Origin of the sequence: Streptomyces hygroscopicus subsp. hygroscopicus (assembly GCF_030269125.1) — a bacterium.
GTDB classification, from domain to species: Bacteria; Actinomycetota; Actinomycetes; order Streptomycetales; family Streptomycetaceae; genus Streptomyces; species Streptomyces hygroscopicus_C.
In genome coordinates this window covers 671,146-684,184 of sequence record NZ_BSSM01000001.1, presented here as the reverse complement: position 1 = coordinate 684,184, position 13,039 = coordinate 671,146, and the positions used below count along the sequence as shown (strand labels likewise).

The 13,039-nt window shown below is 75.7% G+C and carries 9 protein-coding genes and 1 pseudogene; 7 read left to right on the top strand and 3 right to left on the bottom strand.

Annotation, left to right across the window (positions count from 1 at the left end):
- Nucleotides 1-3: 3 nt before the first annotated feature.
- Both QSK45_RS02865 and QSK45_RS02860 read left to right on the top strand, forming a co-directional pair.
- The gene (locus tag QSK45_RS02865) at nt 4-1,398 is read left to right on the top strand and encodes an AlkA N-terminal domain-containing protein (RefSeq protein WP_285553386.1); all 1,395 of its coding nucleotides are present in this window, start codon (nt 4-6) and stop codon (nt 1,396-1,398) included.
- A complete protein-coding gene (locus tag QSK45_RS02860) occupies nt 1,395-1,874 on the top strand; it encodes a methylated-DNA--[protein]-cysteine S-methyltransferase (protein WP_285552847.1) in 480 nt (159 codons plus the stop codon). Before QSK45_RS02865 ends, QSK45_RS02860 begins: the two co-directional genes overlap by 4 nt.
- Here QSK45_RS02860 and QSK45_RS02855 read toward each other — a convergent pair.
- The gene (locus QSK45_RS02855) at nt 1,864-2,553 is read right to left on the bottom strand and encodes a TetR/AcrR family transcriptional regulator (protein ID WP_285552845.1); all 690 of its coding nucleotides are present in this window, start codon (nt 2,551-2,553) and stop codon (nt 1,864-1,866) included. The genes QSK45_RS02860 and QSK45_RS02855 overlap by 11 nt on opposite strands.
- Before the next feature lie 97 nt (nt 2,554-2,650).
- On the opposite strand from QSK45_RS02855, the gene QSK45_RS02850 reads away from it, so the two are divergent.
- The 3 genes from QSK45_RS02850 (at nt 2,651) to QSK45_RS02830 (ending at nt 5,585) form a co-directional block, all read left to right on the top strand.
- Entirely contained in the window at nt 2,651-3,667 is a 1,017-nt protein-coding gene (locus QSK45_RS02850) for an alpha/beta fold hydrolase (RefSeq protein ID WP_285552843.1), read from the top strand.
- 1,090 nt (nt 3,668-4,757) lie between these two features.
- The gene (locus QSK45_RS02835; RefSeq protein ID WP_285552842.1) at nt 4,758-5,186 is read left to right on the top strand and encodes a peptidase inhibitor family I36 protein; all 429 of its coding nucleotides are present in this window, start codon (nt 4,758-4,760) and stop codon (nt 5,184-5,186) included.
- Between the two features lie 24 nt (nt 5,187-5,210).
- A complete protein-coding gene (locus tag QSK45_RS02830) occupies nt 5,211-5,585 on the top strand; it encodes an SH3 domain-containing protein (RefSeq protein WP_285552841.1) in 375 nt (124 codons plus the stop codon).
- A gap of 165 nt (nt 5,586-5,750) precedes the next feature.
- On the opposite strand, the gene QSK45_RS02825 is transcribed toward QSK45_RS02830, so the two are convergent.
- Complete coding sequence (locus QSK45_RS02825; RefSeq protein ID WP_490993495.1) at nt 5,751-9,614, bottom strand: nSTAND1 domain-containing NTPase; 3,864 nt, start codon at nt 9,612-9,614, stop codon at nt 5,751-5,753.
- 259 nt (nt 9,615-9,873) lie between these two features.
- Between QSK45_RS02825 and QSK45_RS02820 the strand changes: the two genes are divergently transcribed.
- Nucleotides 9,874-10,881, top strand: a complete 1,008-nt coding sequence (locus QSK45_RS02820) for an ArsR/SmtB family transcription factor (protein WP_285552837.1) — start codon at nt 9,874-9,876, stop codon at nt 10,879-10,881.
- Nucleotides 10,882-11,179: 298 nt separating this feature from the next.
- Nucleotides 11,180-12,412, top strand: a complete 1,233-nt coding sequence (locus QSK45_RS02815; protein ID WP_285552835.1) for an SGNH/GDSL hydrolase family protein — start codon at nt 11,180-11,182, stop codon at nt 12,410-12,412.
- Nucleotides 12,413-12,536: 124 nt separating this feature from the next.
- Here the strand turns inward: QSK45_RS02815 and QSK45_RS02810 are convergent.
- Nucleotides 12,537-13,017, bottom strand: a pseudogene (locus QSK45_RS02810) (DUF456 domain-containing protein).
- Nucleotides 13,018-13,039: the final 22 nt, after the last annotated feature.

Sequence of the window (13,039 nt, the reverse complement as noted above, 5' to 3'; positions counted from 1 at the left end):
GTGATGGACGAGGACAGCAGGTACGAGGCGGTGCGCAGCCGGGACGGGCGGTTCGACGGGGCGTTCTTCTTCGCCGTCGAGACGACCGGGATCTACTGCCGGCCCAGCTGCCCCGCGGTGACACCCAGACGGCGCAACGTGCGCTTCTACCCGACGGCCGCCGCCGCCCAGCGTTCCGGGTTCCGGGCCTGCCGTCGGTGCCGGCCGGACGCGGTGCCCGGGTCGGCGGAGTGGAACGTCCGCGCGGACGTCGTCGGCCGGGCCATGCGGCTGATCGCCGACGGCGTGGTGGACCGCGAGGGCGTCGCCGGGCTCGCCGCGCGGCTCGGCTACAGCGCCCGGCAGGTGCAGCGGCAGCTCACCGCCGAGCTGGGCGCGGGGCCGGTGGCACTGGCCCGTGCGCAGCGGGCGCACACCGCACGGGTGCTGCTGCAGACCACGGAGCTGGCGGTGACCGAGATCGCGTTCGCGGCCGGGTTCGCCAGCGTGCGCCAGTTCAACCAGACCGTGCGCGAGGTGTACGCGGCGACGCCGACCGAGGTGCGGGCCGCCGCTCCGCGCGGCGGCGCCCGGCGGGCCACCGCGGGCACCGGCATCCCGCTGCGGCTCGCCCACCGCGGCCCGTACCAGGCCGCCGCCGTCCTCGACCAGCTCGCACGGGAGGCGGTGCCGGGGATCGAGGAGGTCACGGGCCGGCCCGGCGCGCGCACCTACCGGCGCACCCTGCGGCTGCCGTACGGCACCGGCATCGCCGCCGTCGCCGAGCGCCCGCGTGCCCCGCGCACGGGCACCGGCACGCATCCGGGCGGCTGGCTGGACGCCCACCTGCACCTCACGGACCCGCGGGACCTGACCACCGCCGTGCAGCGGCTGCGGCGGCTGTTCGACCTCGACGCCGATCCGTACGCCATCGACGAGCGCCTGTGCGCCGACCCCCGCCTCGCCCCCCTGGTGGCGGCCCGTCCCGGCCTGCGCGCCCCCGGCGCCGTCGACCCCCTGGAACCCGCGGCCCGCGCGCTGCTGGGGCCGGCCGGCTGCGGGCGCCTGGTCCAGGAGTGCGGCAAGCGGCTCGACACCCCGAACGGCACCCTCACCCACCTCTTTCCGGAACCGGCGGCGCTCGCGGAGGCCGGAGCGGCACCCGCACCGCTCGCCGCCCTCGCCGCCGCCCTCGCCGACGGCGCCCTGCGGCTGGACCCCGGCGCCGACCGGGACGACGCGCAGCGGGAGTTGCGCGCGCTGCCGGGGATGGACCCGGCCACGGCCGCCGTGATCCGGGCCCGCGCGCTCGGCGACCCCGACGTGCCCCCGCCCGGTGTCCGGGCGCCCGACGCCTGGCGTCCCTGGCGGACGTATGCCGTACAACACCTCTACGTGGCAGGAGAATCGTCCCGATGAACGCCGCCGGCTGCTACACCCACCTCGACACCCCCCTCGGACGGCTGCTCCTGACCGCCGACCCGGACGGCGCGCTGACCTCGCTGCACTGCGCGCGGGCCGTCCCGGACGGACTGCGCGCCGATCCCGGTCCGTTCGCCGCGGCGCGGGAGCAACTGGATGCCTACTTCGCGGGTGAACTGCGCGCGTTCCGGCTCCCGTTGCGCGCCCACGGCACCGACTTCCGGCAGCGGGTCTGGGAGGCCCTGGACGAGGTGCCCTACGGCACCACCCTCACCTACGGCGGCCTGGCCGCCCGGATCGCCGCACCCCGCGCGGCCGTTCGCGCCGTCGGCGGCGCCCTCGGCGCCAACCCCCTCCTGATCGTGCGCCCCTGCCACCGCGTCATCGGCTCCGACGGCTCCCTGACCGGCTACGCGGGCGGCCTCGACCGCAAGATCCACCTGCTGACCCTGGAGGGCGCGCTCACGGCGTAGCCGTATCGCCCCGGGAGGCGGCCTGGGCGGCGTCGGCGTGCGCCGGCGCGGACCGGCGGGGCCGGCCGCTTTCTTCGGCCGGCTGGAAGATCCGGTCCAGGTGGTACGTGAGGACCGCGGTCGCGGACCCGGCGGTGCGCTGGCCGACCAGGACGCCGGTGCCGAGTCCCGCGGACAGGGCGAGGAGGCCGGCGGCCGCGGCGGACGGGTCCGTGCCGGGGCGCAGCAGGCCGGCGCCGGCGGCCCGCCGGAGGAGGGCGGTCACGGTCGCCTCGGCCGCGTCGGGGTCCTTGATGAAGGGCTGCGCGGCGAGGGCCTCGTCCGTCACCGAGAGGACGGCGTACGCGGTGTAGAGGTGGTGGAACGTACGGCTCTCCGCGTCCACCGGGAGCGCGGCCGCCAGTAGCGCCTCGATCACCGCCCGCGGTCCCGGATCGGGTCCCGCGGCCGCGATCCGCGCGCTCACCCGTTCCCCGAACCGCCCCGCCAGGTGCTGGAGCCCGAAGAGCAGCAACTTCTCCTTGGACTCGAAGTAGTACTGCACCAGCCGCAGCGACACACCCGCCTCCGCGGCGACGTCGCGCATCCCCACGGCGTGCAGTCCGAGCCGCCCCGCCGCCCGCACCAGCGCCTCCGCGATCTCGGCCCGCCGCTCGGCGTGGTCCACGCGCCTGGGCATCTCCGCCCTCCTCCGCTCCCGCAGTCCGGTCGCCTTGATGGTACAGCCGTACCATCATTGTGATACGTTCGTATCACGAAAATCGACTGCCCCGGAGGTGGCCGTGTCCAAGCCCGCAGTCCGTCCCCCGGCCGACGTCGGCCGCTACGTCGGCGACGCCTGGCGCGAGCGCTACTTCGCCGCCTGCGACGCGCTCTACGCGCTGGGCGCGCCCGCGTCCCGGGAGGAGGACGTGGAGACGTCCTTCGGCACCACGCACGTCTACCGGTACGACCCCCCGGCCGCCCCCGGCGGCGACCGTGACGCGGCAGCCCGGGACCGCATACCCGTCGTCCTCCTGCACGGCGCCGGCAGCTGCTCGGCGATGTGGTACCCGAACACCCGCGACCTCGTCGCCGAGCGGACCGTCTACGCCGTCGACACCCCCGGGGACCCCGGCCGCAGCGTGCACCGCGCCCCCCTCCACGAGCCCGAGCGCGCCGCGCGGTGGCTGGACGAGACCCTCGTCGGGCTCGGCCTCGACCGGGTGCACCTGGTCGGCAGCTCCTACGGCGGCTGGCTCGCCCTCAACCAGGCGCACCGCCGGGCCGACCGGCTCGCCTCGGTCACACTGCTGGACCCGGGCGGCCTGGAGAAGGTCGGATTGCGCTTCTTCGTCTGGATCTTCATCAGCCTGTTCGCCACCTTCGCCCCCAAGGCGCTGCGGCCCCGCCTCGCGTCCTGGCTGGAGCAACCGGTGCTGGTCGTACCCGAACTGCGCACCATGATCCGCACCGGTGTGCGCGCCTACCGCATCCGCCGCCCGGCGCCGAAACCGCTGACCGACGCCGAACTGGCCACCGTGCGCACGCCGTTGTACCTGCTGCTCGGCCGGCGCAGCCTGCTGGTGCACCCCGAGCGGCAGGCCGAGCGCGTCCCCCGTCTCGTGCCGGGCGCCCGCGCCGAGATCATCGCGGACACCGGGCACGGCCCGCAGATCGACCACGCCGAGGCGACCAACCGGGCGATGCTCGACTTCATGGCCGACACCGAACAGGGCCGGACCGGGACGCGGCTTCCTCACGTCCCCGGCCGGGCACCAGGCTCCGACGGATCCGGACCACCTCCTCGCTGAGCCCCGGACCCAAGCCGTGCGGCCCGGCGAGGGGTGCGGCCTCGCCGCGGATGTCCCCACCGCGCACCCGCCCGGGACCGACGCGCACGACGTCGTCCACGACGAGCGCGGTCTTCGGGTACTCGGGCTCCGGGAGAGCGGACGCGACCCGCGTACCCCGGGCCTCGTGCCCCGCCGTTCGAAGAGGCCCCGTCGGCTGGTTGCCGACGCGCGCACGTACCCGTGGACGCTGCGCCACCGCCACGGCGTGGCGGACGGCGGCCGGTCTGCCGCCAGACCCTGACGCTGTACCCGCGGCCGGCCGGCGTCGGCGGCCCCCTGCGCATCGTCTTCACCGAGGGCCCCGGCAGGTATGTCCCGGGCGGGGCTCGCCTGGGATCCGGGGCCGTGGGAGAGGTCCGGAGTGCCTCCCCGAACCTTCACGAACCCGGCGCCGTCCGGGCCCTGCTCGACGTGGCGCTGACCCGCGGCCGGCACCCGGAGGTGCGGCTCGACGGCTGGTCCCCGCTGGAGGCGGCAGCCGCCGCTCGGGCCGGGACCAGAGGCCCGGCGCGTCCGCGGGCAGCCGCCCGCAGCCCTCGCGGACCACGGAGCGAACCGGGGTGACTCGGGGCCTGACGAGGAGGAGTCCGGTGATCGGCTCCTTGTCCTCGCCGGAAGCGGGGAGTGGCGCCACACGGCGCAGGTGCTCCAGGAACCGGTCCGCGGACGCCGCGCCCGTCTCGGCCCCGAAGAAGACACGGCGAGGCAGTCCGCCCGGCTGCCCTGCTCCACCGAGCCCACCTGCGGGCGCCGGTTGCGGCGTACGCGCGAAGACGCGGCACGACGGTGGTCTCCCGCCGGTCCGGCGCGGCGGTGAGCCGGTCGCAGTCCTGTGGGGCGTGCCGGTCCGGGCGTACGGCGGGTGTGCGCGCGATCCACGAACGACCGGTCCGCACGTCGGTGTCCTGGGCGCGGCCGAGTCGCCGATGCCTCCGCGTCGCCTTTCGACCAGGGTCGAAAAGCGTGGTGCGCGTGCTCCGGGCCGGGACATCCTCATGCGTACCGGATCCGGCTGACACGGCGGGATCCACCGCGAACAGGGGGAACCATGGCATTGCGTAAGGCAGCGGCGCTCGCGCTCGCGTCACTGGCGCTCGCGGGCGGCGGACTGGTGGGCTCGGCATCGGCCGCGTCGGCGACGGCGGCCGGTGACAACTCGCTCGCGACCGTCGAAGGCGTCGACGGCGTCCCGGCCAGGGGCGACGGGACGGACTGCGCGTTCGGCAGGCTGTGCCTGTACACGGAGCCGAACTACAGGGGCACCCGCTTCGACCTGTACGTCTGCCGGGACTACCGGCTGGCCCAGTGGAACGGCTTCGGATCGGCCTGGAACGCCCAGACCGTCGGTACGGTCGTCCGGTTCAAGGACCAGGAGTACCGCGTCATCGGCACCATCAAGGGACGCGACCCGAGCGGCACCATCTACGGATACAGCGCGTACGACTTCTCGCCCGTCTGGTACGCGAACAACTGCTGACACGGGAGCCGGGAGGAGCGGGACATGATGCGCACGGCAGCACGCACGGTGGCCACCCTGGCCCTGGCCGTCACTGGCGCGACGGTGACGGCGGGCTCCGCCTGGGCCGGAACCGCCACCGCCCAGGACGGGGCGATGGTGACCGCCTACGAGACGGTCAACGAGCGTTTCGCGCCCACCAGAGGCTCCGCCTCCATGGGCACCTTCCACGCCGGGGAGACCGCCCTCGGGCTGTGCTGGACGCACGGGGAAACCATCACCGACAACGGCGTCACGAACGACGTCTGGGTGTCGCTGGGCAGGGCCCGCTGGGAGGACGGATCGCTTCACCCCTCGTTCTTCGTCAGTGCGGTCTACCTCAAGGGTGACGCGACGGGCGGAGTTCCCAACCCCTGCTGACCGCGGCAGGGGAGTGCGGGCCGGCGGGCGCCTCGCGGGGAGCGGGGGCCCGCCGGCTCGTCGTCTCCGGCCTCCGGCCCGGGAAGGGGGGACGACTGCCCGGCGCACGCGGTGCCCGGCGAAGACGGTGCCGACGCCCTCCTCGCCCGTCCGCACGGCCCGGGGTCACCGGCACGGCGGGTCGTAGGACGGCGGCTGTCCGACGTAGCGGTTCCACAGAGCCCGCGTCAGATGGGGGCCGATCGCCGCGCAGATCCGCGCGGTGTCCCGGTCCGCGCGCAGGTCCCACAGCCGTACGGTCGTGTCCCAGGAGGCGCTGGCCAGCGTGTGCCCGTCGGGGCTGAAGGCGACCGAGACGACGGCGTCGGTGTGGCCGGTCAGGGGCTGCCCCAGGGCGCTCGCGCGGGTGCGGTCGCCGACGTCCCACAGGCGGACGGTGCGGTCGTTGCTGCCGCTGGCGAGGGTGTGGCCGTCGGGGCTGAAGGCGAGGGAGGTGACCCAGTCCCGGTGGCCGGTCAGGGGGCTTCCGAGGGCGGTCGGGCGGGCGGGGTCGGCGACGTTCCACAGGCGGATCGAGCGGTCCACACCGGCGCTGGCCAGGGTGCGGCCGTCGGGGCTGAACGCGACGGCCATGACCCGGTTCTCGTGCCCGGTCAGCGGCTTTCCGAGCAGGCCGGGACGGCGGCCGGCGAGGGTCCACAGCCGTACGGTGTCGTCCTCCGCGCCGCTGGCGAGGGTGCGGCCGTCGGGGCTGAAGGCGAGGGAGGTGACCGCGTCGGTGTGGCCGGTCAGGGGGGTGCCCAGGGGGGTCGGCCTGGCAGGGTCGCCGAGGTCCCACAGCCGGATCCTGCCGTCCGCCGCGCCGGCGGCCAGGGTGCGCGCGTCGGGGCTGAGGACGATCGTGTCGATCCGGCCCCCCGGGCCGGCGAGCGGCGCGCCGAGCGGCACGGGGTGCGCCGGATCGGTCACGCGGTACAGCCGTGCGGCCCCGTCGTCCCCGGCGGCGGCGAGCAGTCCTCCCTTCGGGGCGAAGGCGACCGACGTGACGGTGCCGGAGAAGCCGCGGAGGGCGGGGCCGAGGGGAACGGGGCGGGCCCGGCCGGTGCCCCACAGCTGGAGCAGGCCGTTGTCGCCCGCCGCGGCGAGGGTACGGCCGCCGGGGCCGAACGCCGTGGCCGACAGGGCGCTGCGGCTCGCCAGCAGACCCGCCGGCAGGGTCCAGAGCCGGGCGGTGCGGTCGTATCCGGCGCTGGCGAGGGTGTGGCCGTCGGGGCTGAACCGAACCGACCAGATGCCGTCGGTGTGGTCGGTCAGCGGTGCGGTGAGAGCGATCGGCCGAGCGGGGTCGGAGACGTTCCACAGCCGGATCGTGTCGTCGTACCCGGCGCTGGCGAGGATGCGGCCGTCGGGGCTGAAGGCCACCGACCACACGGCGGCGGTGTGGCCGGTCAGCGGCTCGCCCAGGGCCTTCGGGCGGGCCGGGTCCGTCACGTCGTACAGCCGTACGAGTCCGTCGTTGCCCGCGACGGCCAGGGTGGCCCCGTCCGGGCTGAACACCGCCTGGTAGACGCCCGCCGTGTTCACGGTCAGCCGGGCCAGCGGTGCCGGGTGCGCGGGGTCGGCTATCCGCCACAGCCGCACCGTGCCGTCGACGCTCCCGTCGGCGAGGGTGCGCCCGTCCCGGCTGATGGTGACGGAGTTGACCTCGTCCGTGTGACCGGTCAGGGGTGCGCCCAGGGCGGTGGCGGGAGCCGTGAGCCTCCACAGCCGTACGGTCCCGTCGTCGCTCGCGCCGGCGAGGGTACGGCCGTCCGGCGTGAAGGCGATCTGGTTGACGGCCTCGGTGGGGCCGGTCAACGGGCGGCCGACGAGCCTCGGGCGGGCTGGATCGGTGACGTTCCACAGGCGGATGGTGTGGTCGTATCCGGCGCTGGCGAGGGTGTGGCCGTCGGGGCTGAAGGCGAGGGCGTCGACCGCGCTGGCGTGGCCGGTCAAGGGGCGGCCGACGAGCCTGGGGCGGGCCGGGTCGGTGACGTTCCACAGGCGGATGGTGTGGTCGTAGCCCGCCGTCGCCAGGATGCGGCCGTCCGGGGAGTAGACCGCCGTGGTGACGATGTCGGTGTGGCCGAGCAGCGGTACCGACAGGGGGGTGGTCGCGTCCGTGATCAGGTGGGTGTAGGTGTCGGGGGCCTCGCGCATGTGGTGGGCCGTCAGGTCGAGGGCCGCCGCCAGGGAGGTCTGCGTGGACCGGGCGCCGTCGGCCTCGGCGGTGACGCGGGCGAGGACGGCGGTGTTGCGCTCGGACCGGGCGGTGGCGCGCTGCTGGAAGGCGACCACGGCGGTGGTCGAGGCCAGCAGGGCGAGCACGGCCAGCAGGGCGGTCACGGTACGGCGCATCCGGACGGACCGCAGGCGCTGGTGGCGGGAGGCGGTGAGGAAGGCCCGCTCCGCGGGGGTGAGCAGGGACTGGTCTTCCGCGGGGAACGCCTCCTCGGCCGCGGCCAGTTGGCTGCCCCGGTGCAGTAGCGCGGCGTCCTGCCCGGCCTCCTGCCAGGACCTGGCCGCCTCGGTGAGCCGGCGGTGCAGGCGCAGGCGGTGGCGCTCGGCGTCGATCCAGTCGCTCAGGCGGGGCCAGGCGGCGATCAGGGCCTCGTGGGCCAGCTCGATCGTGCCGGCGGGGGCCGTGCTCTGTCCGGGGCGGTCTGCGCCGGCCGGGGCGCCCGGTACGACGTCGAGGGGCCCCGCCGGGCCGGGGCCGGGCGGCGCGTCGACGGTGAGCAGCCGAGCCCGGACCAGCCGTTCCACCACGCTCCCCGCGTCGCCCTCGGTGCCGCCGGCGAGCTCCAGTTCGGCTTGGTCCGCGGGGCGGCGGGTGTCGGGGGTGCCGTCCTGGCCCGGGGCGACCAGGCGCAGCAGGATACGGCGGGCCAGCTCGGCCTGCGCCGGGGTGAGACCGAGGTACACGTCCTCGGCGGTGCGGCCGATGGCTCCGTGCAGACCGCCCGCGTCGTCGTAGGCCGCCTCGGTGAGGATGCGGCCCTTGCGGTGCCTCCAGGTCTCCAGCAGCGCGTGCGACATCAGGGGCAGGGCGCCGGGTTCGCCCTCCACGGCGGACAGGAGGCGCTCGGTCAGGGCGCGCTCCACGATCAGCCCGCTCACCGTGGCGGGTTTCACGATCGCCTGCCGCAGTTCCTCGCGGGACATGGGTCCGGCCAGCACGGTGCCGCCCTGAAGGGCCGCGGTCAGACCCGGGTGCTCCGTGCAGCGGCCCAGGAAGTCGGCCCGCACCGCGACGACCACCCGCAGCCCGCTGTCCGGGTCCTGGGCGGCCAGCAGCCGGTCGACGAACGCGGCCCGCTCGGCCGGGTCACCGCACAGCGTGTACAGCTCCTCGAACTGGTCCACGATCAGCCAGGTGTCGCCGTCGGCGCCGGGGGCGGGGTCCAGCCGCTCGCGGTGGGTGCGCAGCGGACGGGGCCCGGGAGTGAGCACGCGGACGGCGGCCGGCCGCGGACCGGTGCCGTCCGCGTCGCGCAGGCGCGGAATCAGTCCGGCGCGCAGCAGTGAGGACTTCCCGCTGCCCGAGGGCCCGAAGACGGCGGTGAACCGCCGCTCGCGGCATCGCTCCGCCAGGTGGGCGACGAGGTCGTCGCGGCCGAAGTACAGGCCCGCGTCACCCGGTTCGAAGCGGGCCAGCCCCCGATAGGGCGGAGTCCCGTCGTCGTGGGCGGCGGCCCGCTCCGCCGCCTCCGCCTCGGCCGCCTGCCGCCATCGCCGCTCCCATTCCCCGGGGTCCCCGCCACAGGCCCTGACGTAGGCCAGGGTCACGGGCAGCGACGGCAACCGCCGTCCTGCCGCGGCCTGCGAGAGCGTGGCGATCGAGTATCCCGCCTCCCGCGCCATCTCCCGGTAGGTGGGGGCTCCGCCGCGCTGCCGCAGCGCCCGTAATTCCGATGCGAACAGCTCCACCTTCCCCGCGCCCGGGTCCACCGGACTCTCGCGCCGACCCGTACGACCGGAATCCCGCATCCCCCACCCCGTCCCCCACCTATGTGTACATGCCAGATACCTCGGACATCACCCTACGCGGGGCCCCGGCCGGGGAAGGCGGGGTCGAGCTCCTCGGGGGCCGGCACCGGATCGGTCACCATTCGGCTTGTTCAGCACCGGCGCACCGCCCGGTGAACAACCCTCCCGCCGCCTAGCGTCATGCGACGTCCCGTCACCGAGGTACGGGGGAGCGGCCCGCCCGGACGGCAGCCGGGTCACGCTCCCCGGGAGGTTCCCCATGCCACTGCGCATGCACCTGAGCACCGACGACCTCACCCGGGTCCGCACGGCCCAGGCACCGGACCCCATGTGGGAGTCGCTGCTGAGCATGCACGTCCTGCGGTCCGCGGACGCCCCGGCCGTTTACGGGCGCTGGCGCCGCGCCACCCCCGTGACGCTGGGCGCCGCCGCCCGCCGGATCCTCCGCCTGGCCCCGCCCACCGGTTACTCCCCGGACTTCCTGACCCCCGCCGCCGGCGAGAGCGGCCTGGAATCGGGCGTCGCCGCCCTGCTGGCCACTCCACGCCACCGCCTGCGCCACGACCTGACCGAACTGGCCCGGACCGGGCCGCCACTGCCGTCCTGGGCACGCGCGCTCGCCGACGGCGAACGGGAAGCCGTACGGCAGTTGTCGGAGGGCGTGCGCGCCTACTTCCGTACGGCCCTGGAGCCGTACTGGCCCCACATCGGCAGCCGCTTCGAGGCCGAGCGGACCGCCCACGGCCACACCCTTGCCGAACAGGGCGTGTCCGGCCTGCTGAGCACCCTGCACCCCCTGCTGGTCTGGGAATCCCCCGTCCTCACCGTCCACGGTCCGCTCGGCGAACGCGACCTGCACCTCGACGGCAGGGGCGTCCTCCTGCTGCCCTCCTACTTCTGCTGGGGCGCCCCCACGGTCCTCAGGGACCCCACCCTGCCCCCGGTCGTGGTGTACCCGATGGCCCACCGGACCGGCACGACCCTGACACCGGACACCCGGGGAGAGCCGGCCGGCACCTCCCTCGAGGGCCTGATCGGCCGCACCCGGGCGGCGATCCTCAGGAACGCCGTCGGGGGACGCACCACCACCGCGCTGGCACGCGCCGCGGGCGTCTCCCCGGGAACCGCCAGCCACCACGCCTCCGTCCTGCGCGAGGCGGGCCTGGTCACGACCCGGCGGAAGGGGCCCTCGGTCCTGCATGTCGCGACGCCCCTCGGCCAGGCCCTGCTCGGGGGACGATCGCGGCACGAAGCACGCCGAGGCTGACCGGTTCCCGGCCTTCGCGTCGGCCGTCGTGACCGCCGCGGCCGCACGGCGGCTCGTCGAGGATCGCGGAGGCCAACCGCGTCACGGGCCGAGCCGAGAGCGGTCTGCCGGCGAGAGGACACCTGTCGAGGAGTCCTGGGAACGCGTCGCGTGCCCGTCGTCCCGGAGGTCATGTGGAAAGAAGGGCGGCCAACCGTCCATTGGGCCGAGCGGGTGGAATCGCGGCCGACGTGCGGCGACGCGGGCCGGTGCTGTGACACGGTCGCCTCCGGCGGATCACGGGGAAGGGCGGGCGCACATGGGCAAGGTGGGACGGGTCCTCACGGTCCTGCTGCTGGCACTGGTGCTGCCCGGCGCGAGGGCCACCGCGGGCACCGCCGCCGCACCCGGCGCCGGGCACGACACGGCGCGCTGGAGCGGCAGTTGGGAAACCGCTCCCTCCGGAACCATCGCCGCGGTGCCCGGCGCGGCCGTCCGCAACGTCGTCCATCTCAGCGTCGGCGGCACCGCCGTCCGGGTACGGCTCAGCAACCGGCTCGGCACCAAGCCCCTGCGGCTCGGCGCGGTCACCGTGGCGCTGCGCCGGGCGACCGGACCGGACGCGGTACCCGGTACCCTGCGCGCCGTCACCTTCCGGGGCGCCGCCACCGCCACCGTCCCGGTGGGGCGGGACACCGTCAGCGACCGGGTGCCGCTGGCCGTGCCGGACGCCGCCGACCTCCTCGTGACCGTGTACACCCCCGAGGACGACGGTCGCGCCACGTACCACGCCACCGCCCTGCAGACCGGGTACCTGGCCCCCGAGGGCGCGGGCCACGCCGATGACGAAAGCGGATCGTCGTACAAGACGATCGTCAAGTCCTGGTACTACGTCACCGGCGTGGACGTCCTCGGCGACGCCACCGGCAGCGTCGTGGCCTTCGGCGACTCCCTCACCGACGGCACCGGCTCCACCCCCGACGCCAACCACCGCTGGCCGGACCGGCTCGCCGCCCGGCTGCTCGACCGGGGGCTCGGCGTCCTCAACGCCGGGATCAGCGGCAACCGGCTGCTGCGCGACGGCACCGGACCGAGCGCCCTCGCCCGCCTCGACGCCGACGCCCTCGACCGGGCCGGCGCCCGGGTCCTCGTCGTCTTCGAGGGCATCAACGACATCAAGGGCCTTCCCCCGGCGAACGACCCCGCCGCCTACGCCGACGCCTACCGCACCCTCGTCTCCCGCGCCCACGCCCGCGGCATCCGCGTCGTCGGCGTCACCCTCACCCCGTTCTTCGGGTACGCCGCCTACACGGACGGCCGCGAGGAGGTACGCCAGCGGATCAACACCTTCATCCGCACCGGCGGCGCCTTCGACGCGGTCGCCGACGCCGACGCGGTCGTCCGCGACCCCACCCGGCCGAACCGCATCCTCGCGGCCTACGACCCCGGTGACCATCTGCACTTCGACGACGCGGGGATGGCGGCGGTGGCGGAGACGGTACGGCGGGCGCTGGGCGGGACGGGGAGCCGGGGTCCCGCGGGGGAGAGGTGACCGCCGGCGTCGTACCGCCGAGGCCGCGCACGGCGCGGGAGCGACCGCGGCGTCGTACGGCCCGGACCGGACGCCGGCGGCGCACCTAACGGGGACAGCCGACGGCCGTGCGGCGCGGGCCGTTTCACCCCCGCTGCGCCACTGCCGGCCACGCCCCCGCGATCAGCAGGCACGCGAACAGTTCGGTTAGAACGCGGGAGCCGCCCGTGCGCATGGTCGTGCGCGGAGCGGCCGTCGCCTCGCCGTGCCGGCCCAGGCGCAGCCGCTCGTGGAGGTCGATCCCGGCCAGGAAACCCGGTACCGCCCCCACCCCCGGCAGCGGCCCGAAGCTCAGCAGCGCGCCCACGCCGGCGTACGCCGGCGTCGCGGGCGTCGCGCCGCTCCCGCGTAGCCGGCGCGGCGGCAGGGTCCAGCGCACCACCCGCGCGAGCAGCAGCACCGCCGTGGCGCCCGCGGCACCGTCCACGCTGCGGGCGGGGATCCTTCAGCGCCCACCACAGGACCCCGGCCCACACCAGCCACGGCCCCGGCACCCCGGGCACCGGCACACCCGCCGGCCCGAACGCGACCACCACGCCGACCGGCAGGAGTTCCCGGGCGTGCATCTGCCCAGGGTGCCGGAGAACC